This is a genomic window from Pseudoalteromonas holothuriae (assembly GCF_945859825.1).
Taxonomy (GTDB): domain Bacteria; phylum Pseudomonadota; class Gammaproteobacteria; order Enterobacterales; family Alteromonadaceae; genus Pseudoalteromonas; species Pseudoalteromonas holothuriae.
Map to the genome: position 1 here is coordinate 33,575 of NZ_CAMAPC010000008.1, position 21,362 is coordinate 54,936.

At 42.7% G+C, this 21,362-nt stretch carries 7 protein-coding genes; 3 read left to right on the top strand and 4 right to left on the bottom strand.

Annotated elements, in window-relative coordinates:
* The first annotated feature begins 121 nt into the window (after positions 1 to 121).
* Positions 122 to 12,322 carry a tandem-95 repeat protein gene (locus OCI93_RS11760; protein WP_261626482.1) on the top strand — a complete coding sequence of 4,067 codons (12,201 nt, stop codon included), beginning with the start codon at positions 122 to 124 and terminating at the stop codon, positions 12,320 to 12,322.
* A gap of 238 nt (positions 12,323 to 12,560) precedes the next feature.
* Here the strand turns inward: OCI93_RS11760 and OCI93_RS11765 are convergent, their stop codons facing one another.
* On the bottom strand, positions 12,561 to 13,865 hold the full coding sequence (locus OCI93_RS11765; protein WP_261595230.1) for an inosine/guanosine kinase: 1,305 nt from the start codon (positions 13,863 to 13,865) through the stop codon (positions 12,561 to 12,563).
* Positions 13,866 to 14,139: 274 nt separating this feature from the next.
* On the opposite strand from OCI93_RS11765, the gene tadA reads away from it, so the two are divergent.
* Positions 14,140 to 14,643, top strand: a complete 504-nt coding sequence (tadA, locus tag OCI93_RS11770; RefSeq protein ID WP_261595242.1) for a tRNA adenosine(34) deaminase TadA — start codon at positions 14,140 to 14,142, stop codon at positions 14,641 to 14,643.
* Here the strand turns inward: tadA and OCI93_RS11775 are convergent.
* Both OCI93_RS11775 and mltF read right to left on the bottom strand, forming a co-directional pair.
* A complete protein-coding gene (locus tag OCI93_RS11775; RefSeq protein WP_261595229.1) occupies positions 14,634 to 14,792 on the bottom strand; it encodes a hypothetical protein in 159 nt (52 codons plus the stop codon). The two genes, tadA and OCI93_RS11775, sit on opposite strands and share 10 nt — an antisense overlap.
* A gap of 92 nt (positions 14,793 to 14,884) precedes the next feature.
* Positions 14,885 to 16,252 (bottom strand): membrane-bound lytic murein transglycosylase MltF, encoded by a 1,368-nt coding sequence (mltF, locus tag OCI93_RS11780; RefSeq protein WP_261595228.1) that lies wholly within the window; start codon positions 16,250 to 16,252, stop codon positions 14,885 to 14,887.
* 228 nt (positions 16,253 to 16,480) lie between these two features.
* Here mltF and purL point away from each other — a divergent pair, with 228 nt between their 5' ends.
* Positions 16,481 to 20,365 (top strand): phosphoribosylformylglycinamidine synthase, encoded by a 3,885-nt coding sequence (gene purL / locus OCI93_RS11785; RefSeq protein WP_261595227.1) that lies wholly within the window; start codon positions 16,481 to 16,483, stop codon positions 20,363 to 20,365.
* A 124-nt stretch (positions 20,366 to 20,489) separates the two neighbouring features.
* Here the strand turns inward: purL and OCI93_RS11790 are convergent, their stop codons facing one another.
* A complete protein-coding gene (locus OCI93_RS11790; protein WP_261595226.1) occupies positions 20,490 to 21,161 on the bottom strand; it encodes a hypothetical protein in 672 nt (223 codons plus the stop codon).
* Between the last annotated feature and the right edge of the window lie 201 nt (positions 21,162 to 21,362).

Genomic DNA, 21,362 nt, shown 5'->3' on the forward strand with positions numbered 1-21,362 from the left:
AGTACGTGTTTGTTTGATGGTTAATCATTAAACAAACACACATTACCTGTTAGTTTTATAGCAAATAATTGGTAGTTACCCATTGTTGTGGCTATGACGTAGTAACATTAGGATTAATATAATGAAATTAAACAAGATCACAAAGGCTATTGCGTCAGTCGGGTTATCCGTTGCTAATTTGGTTACAACCAATGCTTGGGCTGACCAGCAGACGATAAATTTTGATACAGGAAGTGGCTCAGGATTTCAGTTCCTGAAAGATGACAATGATGGTTTAAATGATATTACTGGTTTTAGTTTAATATTCGATGCAGGCCTAGCACCAAATTATGTAAGTATTGATAATTGGCAATATTTCCCAGGCACAGCTGCTTATTCTTTTGATCTTTCATCTGTGCCTAATGGGGGCTCAAGTGTTGGGATGATGCTTTATGAAGAAAATGGAGACGCCTTTAGTTTAGAGTCATTCACATTTTTTCGTCAAACATCCACTGATAATGGTAATTACTCAATAACGTTGAAAGGTTATTTAGACGGTGACCTTAAGGTTACTCGCACCGTTGTTATTCCGAATGCCTCCTCTAATACGTCTTTTACCATGACTCGTGCATCAGACTTTAATGATGACCTTTTTAAAAATATTGATAAGGTGACTTTGGACTTTCCGGTAATCAACTCAGGGAGTGATTATGATCCTCGTCACGCTATTGTTAAGATTTCTATTGATAATGCGGTTGCTACTGACAGCACAGCCCCTATTTTAAGTCAGGTGACGCCTGTTAATACATTAACCAATGACAACACACCAAATTATACTTTCAGTACGGATGAAGCTGGCACGTTGTCTATGGGGGGAAACTGTGGTACTTCGACATCAACAACGATAAGTGGCACTGGCAACCAGACAATTACATTGACGCAAACAGATAATAGTTCGGCATTAGCAGATGGCACTTATAGTAATTGTACCGTAATAGTCACAGATACTGCGGGTAACGCCAGTGATGCACTGGCTATTACGAGCTTTACTGTAGACACCACAGCACCAGCGGTAGCAGAGGTAACAGCGGTTACAACGCCAACAAACGATACTACACCGAGTTATACGTTTAGTACCACAGAAACTGGCGCATTTACAGTCGGTGGTAGTTGTGGTACTTCAACTTCAACAACTATCAGTAGTACGGGTAATCAGCCTATTACCCTTACGGATACGGATAATAGTTCAGTACTGGCGGCGGGTACATATAGTAATTGTACGATTACCGTAACGGATGACGCTGGTAATTCAAACACCCCTCTTACTATTACCTCATTTATAATCGACACGACAAACCCTACATTTGATGGCGCAAGCTCAACCCCTAATGACAATGCCACGGATGTGTCTGTAAGCAATAATATCGTAATTGACTTCAGTGAAAATATTGCACTGGGGTCTAATGTAATTACGATTCGCGATGTCACTGGTAGCAGTAATTTTGCGGTGTTTAACGTGGCCACAGACAGTGACGGTGCAACCACCACTCCAAATGCCGGCCGCATTGGTATTGTAAACGATAAAATATATTTAAACCCAACGAGCGACTTAACTGGAAACCGTAATTATGCAATTAGAATTCATAACGATGCTGTAAATGATACCGCGGGTAACAGTTTTGCTGAGATTGGTGACGATACCACATTTAATTTTACCACAGCCAATACTACTCCAGATGTAGATTTAAATTCAGGCACTGGCGGTAATAATAATAGCGTATCGTTTACTGAGGGCAGTGCTGCTTTAAATATCGCTCCAAGTGCTGCGGTGAGTGATGCCGATGGTGATAGCATAACGAGTATTTTAATTACGCTTACTAATACTCAAAATGACACCGATGAAGGAATATACATTTCTGCGTCAGCAATCGATGCCTTAAAAAGTACAACAGGGTCAGCAGCAATTGAGAAGTCCAATGAAGTGAACTTAACAGGGTTAACAGCGACCGTTGCTAAAGTACAGACGTTTTTACAAGCTGTTGCTTATGATAATAACTCAAGTTCACCCAATGAGACAGCGAGAACAGTAACTGTAGTAATAAACGACGGAACTGCAAATAGCACTAGTCGCACGGCGACGGTTAGCGTTAGTAATGTTACTTCTGCCAATAGCACCGCCGCTGGCTTTAACACCACAAACGGTACTAATTTATCACCTGCGATTACCTTTACCGATGACAACGAAACATTGGTTATTACTAATACAAACCATGCTACAGGGTCAACAGCGGATGGTGGAAATGGTACAGACACATTATTTGCTGTGGATAGTGTTGATTTGACTGGCCTGACAAATTTGACTAATTTTGAGACGCTCACACCTGACAACGATGGTGCATTAACGTTAAGCGAATCACAGCATGAAAGCTTTAGTACTATTAATGGCACGGGTGACAACCAATTTACCATAGCCAGTGCGAATGGCGATCAATCGCTAACAGGTGATGCCGATATTGAAACTTATGTGCTAGGTACTGCGATGAGTTTTACATTGGCTAGTGGCTCACAAAATGTAACCGGTAGTACAGGTAATGATACTGTTAATGTAGCAGCATTGACTGCAACCGGAACCTTAAATGGTGGTACGGGCACTAACACTTTACAAGCAAGCTCTGGCGCAAACATCAGTGGTGCAACCTTGTCTGCATTTAGCTCCTTAACCCTTGCCAGTGGTGCAAGTGTGACTATGACTGAAGCGCAGCACGATATTTTTTCTACAATTACAGCACCTGGCACTGAGACTATCACTATTAGTTCTTCTACAGATGGTTTAACGGGGGGAAGTGTCGTTGAATCATATATTTTATCTTCAGCAAACACGTTTACACTTGGTACTGCAGGGCAAAACTTAACCGGCAGTACTGGTAATGACACCGTAAACGTAGGGGCTTTAGCTGCTACGGGCACTTTAGCCGGCGGCAATGGAACAGATACCCTGTCAGTGGGTAATACTGGGAGTATTGCCGGGGCAACCCTCAGCGGTTTTGAAAACTTATCAGTAGCCAGTGGTGGTACTGCAAGTGTGGCTGCATCACAGCTATCATCTTTTTCAGGCACAATATCGGGCAGTGGTACAGAAACATTGACCATTTCAGGAGATGGTAACTTTTCAACTGTTTCAGCGATAGAAAACTACACATTAAGTGATGATAGCACGAATGCTCGAACCGTAACGATTAGTGCAGCGGGGCACTCGGTTACTGGGAGTGTTTCATCTGATGCGGTAACGTTTGATATTGGTACACTGACTTACACAGGTACTATTACCGGTGAGAACACTGTGGCAGATACGTTATCTATGGGCAATGGTGCCAATATTACAGGCGCAACGGTGAGTAATGTTACTAACTTGACGTTGGCATCAGGCGCAACTGTAAACATGACAGCTAGCCAGCATAGCGACTTTACAGGCACGATAACCGCGCCGGGTTCAGAGAGTATAAACATTACTGGCGATGGTAATATTACCACTCTAACTGGTATAGAAAGTTATAACATTGGGGATGACTCAACTAATACGCGAACAATAAATATATCGTCATCCACTACAAGTGTTAGCGCCACATCAGGCTCTGATGCGATTACTTTTTCTGTGGGGAGTAATACTTATACCGGCTCGCTCAGTGGTGAGCCTTCGGTTGCCGATGTTGTATCTGCGAGCGATGGCGCTGATGTGACCGGCGGTGGTTTTTTTAATATTGGTTCATTAACATTAACTAGCGGTGCAACTGTTGCTATTGATAGTGCGAACATTAGCAACTTCTCAAACGCTATAACGGGTAGTGGCGGCACAGAAGTGCTTAAACTAATGGATGGCGGTACGTTTAATTTTGCTAATACTACTGTGTCTTCAGTGGAAGGAATAGCGCTAGGGACAGATAGTATTTTTAATATTACCCTAACTGATAACTTTAATGCCAATGGTCAGTCTGTCACTGTAACAAACACAACCGGAAGTGATATTAGTGCTGACCAAACAATTAATGCCTCTGCGTTTGCAAGTGATGTGTTAGTTATTTCTGCCACTGACTTAGGTGGCTCTGATACCATCACTGGGGGCAGTGGTGCTGATACCATTCGCCCTGGTGCGGGTACAGATACCATGACAGGTAATGATGGTAATGATAGCTTCGTAGGTGCAGTAACCGATTTAAATGGCGATACTATTGCTGATTTAGCTATTGGAGATGTGGTTAAATTAACAGGTGTGACAGGGCTTTCAACGAGTAATGTGCGTTTTAATGGCACAGGGACACTGGAAGTTGATACTAATGCAATCGATTTTGCCAATGTAGAAGTGTCTGTTACGTTAACGAATACCCCAGGTGGTAATTTGAGTTTTACTGTTGCAGATAACGGCAGTGATACAGACATAACCTTTGTTGCACCGAATGATGTACCCGTGTTCAGTAGTTTAAATGGCGGTGGAACATTTGTAGAAAATGGCAGTGTGATTGGTATTGATACCGATGCAACTGTTGCAGATACTGAACTTGATGCGCTCAATGGTGCTACTGGTAACTACAATAATGCAACGCTGACGATTGCACGCAGCGGTGGTGCTAATAGTGAAGATGTATTTAGTAATCGGCTCTTGTTAGGCGCATTAACGCAAGGTAATGTATTTACTTATAATAGCGTTACGGTGGGCACTGTTACCACGAACTCAGCCGGTACTTTAGTGTTAACCTTTAATGGCAGCGCGACATCGGCAATTGTTGACTCGGTCATACAGTCAATTGGGTATAGTAATAGTTCTGAATCTCCTTCATCTTCTATTACGTTAAACTTTACCTTTAACGATGGCTCTGCCAATAGCACCGGTACCAATCAAGCTGTTATTAATATTACCGCGCAAAATGATGCGCCAACTGATTTGAGTTTGTCGACTACTACGGTGAATCAGTCTTCGACTGGTTCGGGGGCCAATATTGGTGGGTTATCAACAACAGATGTAGACACCAGCGATAGCCATAGTTACAGCTTAGTGAGCAGCGGCTCTAGTGTAACAGGAACGTGCACTGCAGATACTAATAATGGTAGTTTTCAGGTAAATGGTTCTATTTTACAAACTCAGGCAGCGTTAAATGCAGGCAGTTATATAGTTTGTTTGCAAACCAATGATAGTACAACCACATTCCAAAAGTCATTTACAATAACAGTGACAGATGACGTGGCACCTAATGCACCGTCAACACCAGATTTAGACACAGCCTCAGACAGTGGAGCATCCAGTACTGACAATATCACCAATGACACAACACCGACTCTAAGTGGTACCGCGGAAAGTGGTTCTACCGTCACTTTGTACAGTGATCAGGTTGGCGGTGGAGCAACTGTGATAGGAACTGGCACGGCGACAGGGGGTAATTGGCAGATCACAGCGAGCGCATTAACTGCTGGTTTAGTACATGCTATTTCTGCTAAAGCGACGGATAGTAGTAGTAATGTAAGTAGTAGCTCAAGTGCTTTGAATATCACAATAGATACAACTTCTCCAACAGCACCAAGTACGCCAGATTTAAGTTCAGCTAGTGATACAGGGTCTTCCAGTACTGATAATATTACTAACGATACAACGCCGACCTTTACGGGTACTGGCACCAATGGTGATACAGTCACAATTATATCCAGTGTTGATGGCTCAGTGGGAAGTGCCGTTGTCAGCGGTGGCGTGTGGAGCATAACGCCAAGTTCAGCGATGTCTAGTAATACACATACCATTAGCGCAAGAGCAACAGACTCTGCAGGTAACACGACCAATAGTGTATCTGGGCTGTCAATGACTATTGATACGAGTGTTGGCACGCCTTCAATTACCACCCCAATAGAAACTGACGGAAGAGTTAACGCAGCAGAAGATAATGATGTGTTGATTGTAGGCACAGGTGCGGAGGCAAACAATTCAGTTACAGTACAAATCACCGACTCTAATTCGACGGTATCACGAACGGTAACGGCAGATGGCTCGGGTAACTGGACGATAAGTGGTCAAGAGCTGGACGTAAGTGGCTTAAATAATGGCAGCTTAACGGTGTCGGCGACACAGCAAGATACTGCAGGTAATACCTCAAGTGCAGCCACGCAAACCATTACATTAGATAATATTGCACCCAGTGCATTGAATATTACCACCCCAATAGAAACTGACGGAAGAGTTAACGCGGCAGAAGATAATGATGTGTTGATTGTAGGCACAGGTGCGGAGGCAAACAATTCAGTTACAGTACAAATCACCGATTCTAATTCGACGGTATCACGAACGGTAACGGCAGATGGCTCGGGTAACTGGACGATAAGTGGTCAAGAGCTGGATGTAAGTGGCTTAAATAATGGCAGCTTAACGGTGTCGGCGACACAGCAAGATACTGCAGGTAATACCTCAAATGCAGCCACGCAAACCATTACACTTGATAATGCGGTACCAGCAGGCGCGACCGCTGCAATTGATCAAACAATCATTAATGCCAGTAATGAGTCTGCTTTGAGTTTTACACTCAGTGGTTTAGAAGGTTCGGGGAGCTTTACATATCAAATATCAGACGGAACCAATTCGGTAAGTAGTTCAGGGGCTATCACTATTACAGGTGTAAGCCAACAAGTAACCTCAGTCAATGTGAGTACGTTGGCTGAAGGGACGTTAACTTTGACCGTGACGGTAACAGACTCAGCCGGTAACCAAGGCACTGCCTTTACAGACACAGTGACTAAGCAATATAACGTGGCTCCTGTATTGACGGGGACACCTGCAACGAGCATTAATGAAGACAGTGCTTATAGTTTTACACCAACACTTGCAGATTCAGATACGGGCGACACACATACCTATAGTATTACAAATAAACCAACATGGGCGAGTTTTGATACGCAAACTGGCGCATTAACTGGCACGCCTGATGATTCTCATGTTGGTACCACATCCAACATTCAAATTTCTGTCAATGACGGGACAGATACGGGGAGTTTAACGGCATTTAACATTGAAGTAGTCAATACCAATGATGCGCCGACGGGTCAAAATACCAATTACACCATCAATGAAGGGGCTACACTTTCAAGAGATCTTAACAATGGGTTACTAACATTAGCAAGTGATGATGATTTAGATTCAAATGATAGCCTAACAATTGTAAAAGATACCGACCCACAATATGGCACATTAACGTTAAACACGAATGGTAGCTTTAGTTATGTTCATGGTGGTAGTGAAAACCACACTGATAGTTTTACTTACCACGTTGAAGATAGCGCTAATACCAGCTCACCAGTTTATACTGTAACAATTAATATGAACGCAGTAGAAGATGCACCGACGGCTGTTAACGATACCCTAACTACCTTGGAAGATGCTTCAAATACAATTAATGTGCTGGCTAACGATAGTGACCCTGAAAATAATATGGTGGCGTCATCGGTGGTTATTAAAACTCAGCCAACCAAAGGCCAAGTAAGTGTTAGTAACGGCGTGGTCACTTTTACTCCAACAGCAAATGAAAATGGCGCAGACTCTTTTACTTATACAGTCAAAGACTCTACTCAGGCTGAATCAAATGAAGCTACGGTTAGTGTGACGATTACCGCAGTAAATGACTTACCTATAGCGGCTAACTTTACGCCGAATATTGATGAAGATACGTCTACGTCAGCACTGAGTGTAAGAGCAAATGCGACTGATGTTGAAGATACCACCCCAACTGGAGTCATCACTTTAGAATCGCAGCCTACATTAGGTAATGCAAGTATTGACCAAGTTGTTGGAACGATTTCTTACACACCAAATGCAAATGAAGCGGGTACAGATAACTTCACCTACTCAATTCTAGATAGTGATGGCGGCAAATCTAATATTGCAACGATATCGGTGAATATTGGAGCTGTAAATGACAGGCCTATAGCTGGAAATGACTCTATTGTTACTAATGAGGATGTCGCGGCAACGCTCGCAATCTTGGCAAATGACTCTGATATTGAGGATCAAGGCTTTGACGGTACAGATATTACTCTGGAGGATAAGGGGCAGGGGGCTGGAAACTATGAACTTGCTACGGTAACGGTTGGTAGTGATGGTGTATTAGCAATCGTACCTAAGCAAAATCAAAGTGGCACGCTATCTTTTACCTATACGGTTGAAGACAGCGATGGTTTGCGTTCAGACCCAGCCACGGTAACCGTGACAATTACAGCTGTTAATGATGCGCCAGTTGCCGTAGGTAATACAGCTCAAATACTAGAAGATGGCAATATTGAAATTAACGTATTAGGTAATGATACGGATGTAGACAGTCAATTAAATACATCAAGTGTTACGATTACTAGTGCACCTCAAGGGGGCAGTGCACAAGTACTAGCCTCAGGTGCGGTATTGTATACACCATCAGCTAACTTCTTCGGTACTGATAGCTTTGCATATACTGTGCAAGATACCGAGGGTCTTACATCTAATGCGGCCACAGTGAATATTACAGTGTCATCGGTTAATGATGCTCCTGTTATCTCTGGTACACCACCAACGTCAGTGAATGAAGACGAAAGTTATAGCTTTACACCAAGTGCCAGTGACAATGACCAAGATACGCTGACCTTTAGCATAACAGGCCTACCCGTATGGGCGAGCTTTGATGACTCAACGGGGGCACTATTGGGCACGCCTATAGAAGGGCAGGATGGCAATTACGACAATATTGTGATCTCAGTCAGTGATGGGCAAGAAAGTGTGTCGCTTGCGGCCTTCTCCATAACGGTTAATGCAGTTAATGATGCCCCTACTATAAGCGGAACGCCAGCGACTACCGTATTACAAGATGAATCATATAGCTTCACCCCTCAGGCATCTGATGTAGATTCTAATGAGTTGACTTTCGAGATTACCAATTTACCCAGCTGGGCTAGTTTTGATAACGCAACAGGCAGTCTTTCAGGTACGCCAACAGGTGATAATGTTGGCGATTATGGCAATATTGTGATTTCGGTTGGAGATGGAGCGCTTCAGGCAAGCCTACCAGCTTTTAATATCACAGTTGAACCAGTTAATGCAGCCCCCGTTGCTAGTAACATGCAAAGGAGTGTGAATGAGGACGGTACAACTAGTTTTGTGGCGGATGCGACAGATGCAGATGGTGATGCTCTCACCATCGAGCTACAAAGTCAGCCGCAAAATGGTCAAGCAGTCGTTCAGGGAACAACAATAAGCTATACGCCGCTACCTAATTTTAACGGTAATGATGAATTTAGCTTTGTTGCATCTGATGGTCAGCTGCAATCAGATGTAGCGCTGGTGAATATTTCTGTTGTGCCAGTGAATGATGCACCTATTGCCATTGATGATACGTTTACGTTTGATGCGGTGTCATCTAATCAATATAGCTTGCCAGTATTAGACAATGATCTTGACCCAGATGGTGGCGTGTTGCGTTTGCTGGGTGCGAGAGTGTCACTTGGAAGTGTTAGTGTTTCAGATAACACTTTAATTTATCAAGGTGTTGCTAACGCTCAGGGGCCATTTGCGGTTACCTATGTGATAGAAGATACTGATAAAGCTAGAGCTGTTGCAAATGCGACTATCACTATAAATAATACAGCAGGAGGTGCAGGAGCGCCGACTATTCAAGCACCAAGTGGAGTGACGGTTAATGCTACTGGGTTGTTTACAAAAGTGGACTTGGGTACTGCAATCGCGACAGATAGTCAGGGTAACCCCCTACCAGTATCTCTGACTCGCAATGTGCCTATATTTGCTCCTGGGCAGCATGTCGCTTACTGGCAAACGCAAGATAGTCAAGGTTTACAGGCTACAGCAAGTCAGAGCGTTAACGTGAATCCTTTAGTTTCATTACAGAAAAATAGCCAAGTAGCAGAGGATAAAAGCCACTCGGTGGGCGTTTACCTCAATGGAGTGGCACCCAGTTATCCTGTGACGATTCCTTATACGGTATCAGGCAGTGCTGATAGCAGTGATCATGACTTACAATCCGGTGAAGTCGTTATTAGTTCAGGTACTCAAGCAAATATTAACTTTAATATTTTTGCTGATACCTTAACTGAAGGTAATGAAACTATTGTTATTAATTTAGATAGTAGTTTAAATCTTGGGGCTAAATCATCATCTACAGTTACGATTGTTGAGCAGAATGTGGCACCAGTAATTACAACTTCAGTCAGTCAAGAAGGGGAAGAGCGCTCACTTGTTACCGCATCTGATAGCAATGTAACAATAACGGCTTCCGTATCAGATCCAAATCCAAATGATCAAGTAACGGTCACTTGGCAATCAGACTCAGCACTTACTAATACATCATCAGATCCTTTGCAATTCGTATTTAATCCGCAAGGTATTGCTACAGGTATCTATAAAGTCGCAGCAAAGGCAGAAGATAGTGCAACGCCAAGCCTAGCGACTAATAAGGATGTGTATATTGAGATAATTGCGGCCTTAGACCCGCTTGCAGGAAATGATTCTGATGGCGACCTTATCCCTGATGATGAAGAGGGATATGCTGATTCTGATGGCGATGGCATTCCAGATTATCTGGATGCAATTTCTGATTGTAATGTGATGCAGGAGCAAGCTCTGGAGTCGAGCCAATTTTTAGTTGAAGGTGACCCCGGTGTTTGTTTGCGCAAAGGCGTTACGGTTGCACAGAACCAAACTGGCGGTGTTCAGTTATTAGAAGCAGAGTTACCTAATGATCCTTCTGCACAAAATATTGGCGGTCTGTTTGATTATATTGCCACAGGTCTGCCAAAACCAGGTGAGGTTTATAGTATTGTCTTACCTCAGCGTAGCCCCATACCGGGAGGTGCGGTGTATCGCAAGTTGAGTAATGGCCAATGGCAAGACTTCGTTATTGGCGATGGAAACCAAGTACTCTCTGCTGTGGGCGAACCAGGCTTTTGTCCACCTCCAGGTGAGGATTTATGGATAGATGGCTTAGCTGAGGGTAGTTGGTGCGTGCAGTTACGCATCGTAGACGGTGGGCCAAATGATGATGATGGTATTGCAAATAGTACTATCGTTGACCCAGGAGGCATCGCGGTACTATTAAGTGATAACTCGCTTCCTATAGCCAATGCAGATTCAGTAACTATTGTTGCTGGGCAAACAATTATTATTGATGTTATTGAAAATGATACCGATGCAGATGGAGACGCATTAACCGTTTCAGGTGCTACCGTCGACTTTGGTAATGTGGTGGTTGAAAATAACCAACTGCATTATACGCCACCTGCTATGTTTATTGGTGAAGCAATGATTCAATACAGCGTAACGGATGGTCAAGGAGGTACTGCAAATAGCACGGCAACAGTTTCTATTGTCACTAACCAAGCGCCAAACGTTGTAAATGATAGTGTCACATCGGATGGCTCAGCATTAGTGATAGACGTACTAGCCAATGATAGTGACCCAGAAGGAACTGCGTTGAGCTTGGTATCTGCATCAGCCACACACGGCAGCGTAGTGGTTAATATCGATAATACGTTAAGCTATACACCACAATCAGGCTTTACGGGGTCTGATACCATTACTTATGTGGTACGTGATGAGTTTGGTGCGACTGCAGAAGGTATAGTGAGTGTCACTGTGAGTATTCAACAAAACACCAGTACAACTATTAGTAATAGTTCATCAGGTTCAATGGGAGGCATACTAGTGCTAATCGTGTCAGCATTATTTATACGAAGAAGGAAAGCGTTATTACCCGCATTTGCAGTTGTGAGTAGTATGTGTGCTATGAGTGCAAGTGCCAGTCCTGCCGATTGGAAGGTGACAAGTTCGGTGGGCCAAGCAACGGCTGATACTGAGGTAGGGCAATCACCACTTATTGTTTCAAATGTTGATGATAGTGATATTAGCTGGTCTATAGGTGCGTTTTATCAAGTTGCACCTAATTGGGATGTTGGATTACGTTACATAAACCTTGGGGAAGGTCGTATTGATTTTTCTGGCTCAGTATTAGAACCAAATGATGCACACAACGTTGTGCGAAAAGTTGCACCAGTGCTGCCTGAAGGGGTATCCATACAGGTCGATTACTCTAAAAACCTCACGGGTAAATTTCAAGGTAAAGTGTTCTTTGGGGCCTTTAATTGGAAATATAAAATAGACAGTGCTAGTGATAGCGGCACATCATATCGTTTTGAAGATAATGGTACTAGCGGCTATTTGGGAGGGGGCGTATATTATGAGGTTTCTAATGACCTAACTCTTGGCCTTGATTATAGCCACTATTTTGTATCAAAAAATGATATATCTGAAATAGCGTTAGGGTTACAGTACCGCTTCTAGCGCGAGTGACTCGTGTTTTGAAATAAATAGCCTCTCTTTTTAGAGAGGCTATTTATTATTTTAACTTTGTACTTTGCAACTTCTATAAAACTTAATTTACATGGCTCATTAACTGCGTTAAAAATGACTTATGTAGAATAACGACATACCAAAATTATTGCCTTGTTACTAAGCCGTTTATCTGTCGCAATATCTGGTCATTTATTTAATGCAATCGGTATATCATAAGTAAACGGGTTTATTTATCCCAGTAAGATTGTTCTAGCGAGTCTTCACGTTCTGGTAAACCTTTTGATAGGCGAGGTGAGTGTTGCACTAAAACTTCGTAGCTGGCTCTATTTGCATATTTACTAATTTGTGCAAGTGAAGAATAAGTAATGGCTTGTTGTTCATGTTTGGCAGAATTTGGCACATTAAGTTTATGGTATTCATTCGCCGATAAATCATGTAATACTGCTGCCAGAGCACAGTCGCCAGCACCATTGGTATTTTTTATCGTGTCAGGGCCACCCATGTAAGGTGCCGTATGAGTATATGCTTTAATTGGTGTTTCACAATCAGCTTTGCGCATACCTCGTGAAAATTCATAGCGGTTAAACTCAGCGATTGCACCCGGTAATAGTGGGTACTCGGTTTCACGTTTGTAATGCTCATCAACATAGCCTGCCATGAACAGCCCTTTTGGGCCGGCAGTACAAATAACAAGGTCTACCCAATCGAGTGCCTTATCAGCTGCTAAAAGAGGGTCATTAAATCCAGTTATCGCTTCGCCTTCTTCTTCATTCATAGCAAGAATATCAACGTGCTTATCAACAAATTCTGCCCACCAAGTTGGGTCTTGTTCAATTAAGAATTTAGTCCCGAGTGTTAGTACCACAGGCACACCTGCTTGGTTTGCATAATGAACCGCTTGCATTGTTGCTTGAGTCATTGTTTCATCACCAGTTGTGCGCATAAGGTAAGCGCTGATCACCAGTGCAGAGGCATTTTCAACCAGAGATTGAGAAATAGATTCAGGGCGTAAGTAGTTCATTAATCCTGCGCTGATCGCAAACGTACGCTCACCAGAGGCATCAATTAATGTAAAACATCGACCAATTGGACCATCTACGGGCTGTAGATGATTTAAGTCTACGCGACTGGATGTGTTACACAAAAACTTATAGGCATAACTACCTACAGTGATGTTTTCACTCATAACGCCAAGTAAGACTGAGCGGTCATCTGCTAACACCGAATGATTGTGCATGGTATTACCTATGGTTCCGCCAGCAAATTCGTAATCAATCATGTTATCGCGTTTAAGGCGCTCGTAAAGTGCATTGGTGATGTCACTTGCGATGACTTGCGACATGCCTAATTGTAAGCCAAATTCATCTAAAAAAGCCTGATCAACTTTAGCTTCAATATCAACAACGATTTGATCAATACCACAGATATAGCTGTGCTTTAACCCATTGTCATTACCTAACTGTTTGATTAGAGGGTCTTTATCTTCCACTGGAAAATAATGTTTATGCCTGCGGCGTCCCGGAAATTTCATGTTTTACCCGTGCGTGTTGAGCTCAAGAAATAAAAAAAGCGGCGAATTATAGCCTAAGTGTAGCCATTAGAGCCATGTGATTTTACGATTTTCTAGGATGATTACACTAAAATGAAGAAAATAATCAGTTTTTTACAATTTTACTTATTGTTATACCTTGAAAAGGTTGTCACAGGTTTCATAAAAAAAGCCACCAAGAGTCATGTTTATCGCTTTACTGGTTCACGGTATACTAGACAGTGAGTACTTAGGCAATTATGAAGTTAAAACCCCCATGAGCGAGCTAGAACAAGATCAATATTGGATGTCGCAAGCGTTAGAGTATGCAGACAAAGCACAGCAGCAAGACGAAATTCCTGTGGGAGCGGTAATTGTAAAAGATAATCAAATAATTGCAGCTGGTTGGAATCAGTCAATATGTAACCATGACCCTTCAGCGCATGCAGAGATGCAGGCTGTTCGAAAAGCAGGTCAAGTGCTTGAAAATTATCGCTTGGTTGATTGTACTTTATACGTCACGCTAGAGCCTTGCCCGATGTGTGCTGGGTTATTGGTTCATAGTCGTATCAAGCGAGTGGTATTTGGTGCAAAAGATGCGAAAACAGGCGCTGTAGGTTCAATTATGAATTTAGTTAGGGAGCCTAAGCTCAATCATCAATTAGAAGTAACCGAAGGTGTTTTAGCTCAATTATGTAGTGAAAAAATATCTGCATTTTTTAAAACGCGGCGTCAAGAGATTAAGGCCGCAAAAAAACTAAAAAAAGCAGCTCAAGGTTGAGCCGCCATTTCTTCCATTTGCAACAGGGCAAATAACTTTCTTCGTAGTAGCACTTTTTTGTGTGCGTTTTTTAACATGACACGACGTCTATTTGGTGTCGTGTGTCGTGTATTACGTTTGAATTGATGAGTTCGACGTCTTTTAAGCATCTGAACCTCCTTATATGTGTGAGAGAAAAGCACGCGTAACAGCTTTACAGGTCTTTATTGCAAGTTAATGACAGGTTGTCTTTACAAACAAGCTACTTGCTAGAGTGTGCACTGAGTGCATCATTTTCATCTAACCAGACCAGTGCATCATAATAACGACGAATGTTATCTACATACTGAACGGCAACATCTCCGCGTGCATATCCATATTTAGTATTTCGATAGTAGCGCTTTTTTATAAGTAGCGGTAGTCGTTTTTTAACGTCGGCCCAACTGTCCGGATCAGCTCCTTGGCGTTGGGTAATTATCCTTGCATCATTAACATGCCCCCAGCCTACATTGTATGAGGCTAACGCAAACCAAGTTCTGTCAGGCTGCGGTATACGTTTGGGTATACGTTTTAGTAATTTTGCTAAGTATTGAGCGCCACCTCTAATATTTTGTTCTGGTTCTAACCTATTTGTGACCCCCACCTGTTTTGCAGTTGGTCGTGTTAACATCATAATACCACGCACACCCGTTGGTGATTTAGCTCTAGGGTCCCACATGGATTCTTGGTAACTCAATGCTGCCAATAATCGCCAATCTATGTTTTTAGCGTGTGCCTTAAACCAAGCTAAGTAGTTAGGTAATACTTCATGTGCTGATTCAACAAATGCTAACGCATTAACATAATTGAAAGACGCAACATGACCATAATATTTTTCCTCTAATGTATACAGTACATCTGTTTGTTTAAGTTCAGCAAAAAAAGGCAACAACAGCGCATATAGCGAGTCGTCGCCATTATTACGTAATATCCAAGAGATAGGATCGCCTCGTGTTACAGAAAATCCGATACTCACCGTTGGGTGATACCGGCGAAACAATGCCAGAGTATGAGAGTCGGTAATTGTGTAATCAATTTGTTCGTCAATAATACCAAGTAAAAGTTCTTCTTCGTCCATATCACTCACAGTGTGCCATTTTAGCGTAGGGTGTTTTTGCTCTAGTTGTTGTAAGGTCAGGACGTGGCTGGAGTTTGCTAAAACAGTAATAGGCTTTTCTATGTCTTCCATGCTTCTAGGTCTTGCTCTTCCTTGTTTATAAACGAGCTTTTGGCTGATTGTGCGGTAACTAGGACCAAAGCGATAGTGTTTAATGCGTTGTGGGTGATAGCTTATTCCTGAAGCAATCATATCTAAATCGCCACTATTTAAGCGTGCAAACAATTCAGATAAGCTGAAAAAGGGCACCATTTGTAGCTGAACACCAAGAAAATCAGCAAATTCTGCACTTAGCTCGTATTCAAAGCCTTGCTCGCCATGACGAGCTTGAAAGTAATTACCGGGGCCTGCAAGCGTACCGACTCTAATCACTTGCTTATGTTTGATGTTTTCTAGTTGGTTGTTTGAAGCCTGTTCACAACCAAGTAAGACAGATAAAATTACAGCGATGAATATCCACTTTACCTTATGCATGTCCTCTCCTAGTGTGGTGTCAGCATATTCTCCACGTTAGCTAAATTTGCCAATGAACGCAAAATTAAAACTTTGTGTGATTTTTAAAGGGCCATAACGGATTGGTTTTAAATTAAAAAGTGGTATTTTTGCGAGTTTCGGCATTATTAGTATTAAACCCAAGCGACATTTCTACTATAATAGCGACCCTAAATATCGTTCAATCCCTAACCCCGGATGAAAATACCTATGTTGATCCTACGTGGTGCGCCTGCACTGTCTGATTTTAGAGTTCAAAAAGTCCTTACAAACTGCACAGCTGCAAATTTACCTGTAACAGGTGTTTATGCAGAGTTTATGCATTTTGCTGATTTAACTGCAGAGCTTAGTGAGGCTGAACTGGTTAAACTTAATAAGTTGTTAGAGTATGGTCCGACGATTGCGGAACACCAGCCGCAAGGTCAGTTAATTTTAGTAACACCTCGCCCTGGTACTATTTCACCTTGGGCCTCTAAAGCAACTAACATTGTGAATAATTGTGGCTTGAGCCAAGTTCACCGTGTTGAACGTGGTATTGCTTATTATGTTGAGGGTAATTTAACTCCAGCGCAACTCTTACAAGTCGGTGCTTTGCTACATGACCGTATGACAGAGGCGACACATAGTCAGCTTGAAGATGCAGCCCAGCTATTTAAAGTGGATGAGCCGCGTCCAATGTCTTCAGTGGATATTTTGGGTGGTGGTCGCGAAGCACTCGTCACTGCAAACGTAGAACAAGGTTTTGCATTAGCTGACGATGAAATTGATTACTTGGTAGAAAACTTCCAAAAATTAGAGCGTAATCCGAACGACATTGAATTATTTATGTTTGCACAAGCAAACTCTGAGCACTGTCGTCATAAAATTTTTAACGCAGATTGGACTATCGACGGTGAAGTGCAGCCTAAGTCACTGTTTAAAATGATTAAAAATACCTTTGAAACACATCCTGAAAATGTGTTGTCTGCATATAAAGACAATGCAGCTGTGATGAAAGGGTCAACGGCGGGCCGTTTCTTTCCAAATTTAGACGGTGAATATGCTTATCATCAAGAGAATATTGAAATCTTGATGAAAGTAGAAACCCACAACCACCCTACAGCGATTGCACCATTCTCAGGCGCGTCAACAGGCTCTGGTGGCGAAATTCGCGATGAAGGTGCAACAGGTCGTGGTTCTAAACCAAAAGCAGGGTTGGTCGGTTTTACTGTATCGAACTTGCGTATTCCAGGTTTTGAACAACCTTGGGAAAGCGACTTTGGTAAGCCTGGACGTATTGTTAATGCACTTAATATCATGACGGAAGGACCACTAGGTGGCGCGGCATTTAATAATGAGTTTGGGCGTCCAAATTTATTGGGTTATTTCCGTACTTACGAAGAAAAAGTGAACAGTCATAATGGTGAAGAAGTGCGTGGCTACCACAAACCAATTATGTTGGCGGGTGGTTTAGGGAATATCCGTACAGACCATGTGCAAAAAGGCGATATCCCAGTTGGTGCCAAATTAGTGGCATTAGGTGGACCTGCCATGAACATTGGTCTAGGTGGTGGTGCTGCTTCTTCAATGGCATCTGGTCAATCAAATGAAGATTTAGACTTTGCATCAGTACAGCGTGAAAACCCTGAAATGGAGCGTCGCTGTCAGGAAGTTATCGACAAATGTTGGCAGTTGGGTGATAAAAACCCGATTGCGTTTATTCATGATGTGGGTGCTGGTGGTTTATCAAACGCCTTCCCTGAGCTTGTGGATGATGGTGGTCGTGGTGGTAAATTCCAACTGCGTAATATACCAAACGATGAGCCCGGTATGGCACCGCACGAGATCTGGTGTAATGAATCACAAGAGCGCTATGTCATGGCTGTGGCCGTTGAAGATTTTGACCGCTTTGAAGCAATCTGTAAGCGCGAACGAGCTCAGTATGCGGTAATTGGTGAAGCTACTGAAGCGCGTCACTTAACGGTTGCAGATAGCCACTTTGATAATAATCCAGTTGATTTACCGCTTGACGTATTATTAGGTAAAGCACCAAAAATGCACCGTGATGTTAAATCACAACATGTACAGGGTAAGGCGCTAGATACGCAAAACATTGATGTGTCTGAAGCAGCAAAGCGTTTATTACGCTTACCTGCAATTGCAGAAAAAACATTTTTAATCACCATTGGCGATCGAACTGTTACGGGTTTAGTAGCACGCGATCAAATGGTAGGCCCTTGGCAGGTGCCAGTTGCAAACTGTGCAGTAACAGCAGCTTCTTTTGATACTTATCACGGTGAAGCAATGTCGATGGGCGAGCGTACCCCTGCGGCACTACTTAACTATGGTGCTTCAGCACGTTTAGCGGTGGCTGAGTCATTGACGAACATTGCCTGTGCAAACATCGGTAGCCTAGAAAACATTAAGTTATCCGCAAACTGGATGGCTGCAGCTGGTCATCCGGGTGAAGATGCAGGCCTTTACGAGGCGGTTAAAGCAGTCGGTGAGGAACTATGCCCGGCACTAGGCTTGACTATTCCTGTGGGCAAAGATTCCATGTCGATGAAAACCAAATGGGATGATAATGGCGAAGAAAAGTCAGTAACAGCGCCTCTTTCATTGATTATTACAGCATTTGGTCGTGTTGAAGACATTCGTAAAACAGTCACACCACAATTACGCACAGATAAAGGCGATAGTTCACTTATTTTGCTTGATTTAGGCGCGGGTAAAAACCGTATGGGTGCCTCAAGCTTAGCGCAAGTTTACAAACAGTTAGGTGATAATACACCAGATGTAGACAGTCCAGAATTATTAAAAGGCTTCTACAATGCGATGCAAACGCTGGTCGCTGATGAAAAATTACTTGCTTATCATGACCGCTCGGACGGTGGTTTGTTCAGTGCTGTGACTGAAATGGCATTTGCGGGCCACACAGGTGTAACTGTGACTCTAGATAGCCTAGTTGGCGGTGATATTGAAGTGCTTTACAACGAAGAGCTTGGTGCTGTGATTCAGGTTCGTAATGATGACTTAAGTGCAGTTAATGCAGTGCTAGCACAGCATGGCTTATCGTCGGTTTGTCATGAGATTGGTACGTTAAACAATGATGACACTATTGTATTTAATCGTTCAGGTAACACGCTATTAGGTAATACTCGCACTGAGTTACGTACTATCTGGGCAGAAACGACTTATCAAATGCAGGCACTACGCGATAACCCAGAATGTGCCAAGCAAGAATTTGACGCGAAGTTTGACGCCAAAGATCCAGGTCTTAATGTAAAGCTAAGCTTTGATATCAATGAAGATATTGCTGCGCCTTATATCGCCACTGGCGCCAAACCTAAGATGGCGATTTTACGCGAGCAGGGTGTTAACTCACATTTAGAAATGGCTGCGGCATTTAACCGTGCTGGTTTTGCTGCCGTAGATGTACACATGAGTGACATTCTTGAAGGTCGTTTAACACTTGACCAATTCAAAGGTTTAGTTGCATGTGGTGGTTTCTCGTACGGTGACGTATTAGGTGCTGGTGAAGGTTGGGCAAAATCAATCCTATTTAATGATATGGCACGTGAGCAGTTTAAAAGCTTCTTCCATCGTGAGGACACATTCAGTTTGGGTGTGTGTAACGGTTGTCAGATGATGTCTACGCTTAAAGAGTTGATCCCAGGCTCTGAGCATTGGCCACGCTTTGTCACTAACAAGTCAGAACGTTTTGAAGCACGCTTTAGTTTAGTTGAAGTACAAGATAGCCCATCAGTATTCTTTGATGGTATGGCGGGCTCTCGTATGCCGATTGCGGTATCACACGGTGAAGGTCATGCTGAGTTTGCAAACTCAGGTGCAGTAAACGCAGCACTGGACTCTGGAACGGTTGCACTTAAATTTGTTGATAACTACGGTAATCCAACAATGCAATATCCGAACAACCCAAATGGTTCACCAGAGGGGATCAGCAGTATGACCTCAACTGATGGTCGGGCAACTGTCATGATGCCTCACCCTGAGCGTGTATTTCGTGCAGTAGCGAACTCTTGGCATCCAGACGAATGGTTAGAAGATAGCCCATGGATGCGTATGTTCCGCAACGCGCGTAAAAACGTTGGCTAGATTGATATCGAGATGAAATAAAAAGGCCGTTGTGTATACTCGACACAGCGGTCTTTTTGTTTGTTATGCTTTCAAAAACTGTATTGAGTGAAGCACTGAAGTGGCTAAGTGCAATTAGACAATGTCACTTGTCTAGATTTTGCGTATCATAATAGAGTGGCTTTAGTGACCCGCAATTAACAAATTTTATAGTTAATTCATTGTGAGGTGGGACGCGCTTGGAAGTGCGAAATTTCTGCATACATGCACTACTAAGATCGACAAAGATGAGGTGATTAAAGCTTGGCGGTTGTTGAATCTTATGAATATATATTCGACCATCTGATGAAACTGGGATCATATCGTACTCTTGCCACTGAGATGACGGGGTTAAATCATTTAGAGTTCGAGAATAAAGCTTTTTGCTAAACACAATAGGAGCATTACTTAGTAGTTTACTACCACCTTTGCCATAATGGCCACTGTACACATCAGCGGTTACCTCTACTTCTTCACCGCGCATTAAGCGTTCGATATTAAATGCTTTTGGTTTTATGCTGACCAAATCAGCATCGCGCACTAAGCTCAAAAATGCAATGCCTGGGTTTTCAATTTTATATACTACCTGAACATTATTTGGAAAGTCGTAAGTTGGCAGGTTCGCAGCATAAATACTTGCGCCTTGGTTAAGTAATACCATAGGATGCTCACCATGATAAGCAGGGTTCAACGGGGGAGGCTCAGGCTTTTCTTCAGCTGTGGTAGCAAGGCTTGTTAATATAAGTAGAGTGAAAAATAGAGCTGTTTTAATTGTCATATCAGGTAACCTGTATTGGTGTTTTTAACGCTACTTAGCGTGCGGCAGCGACAATGAGCACATTAGAATAGAGTATAAAGCATTATTAATTTATGTTAGCCATAGTACAATAAAGTATTTATTTATTGTTCAACACTACAACTTATTACAATTAGTTTGTCACAGCAGTATAATTTTACTTTATCATTGGAGCTAATAAAG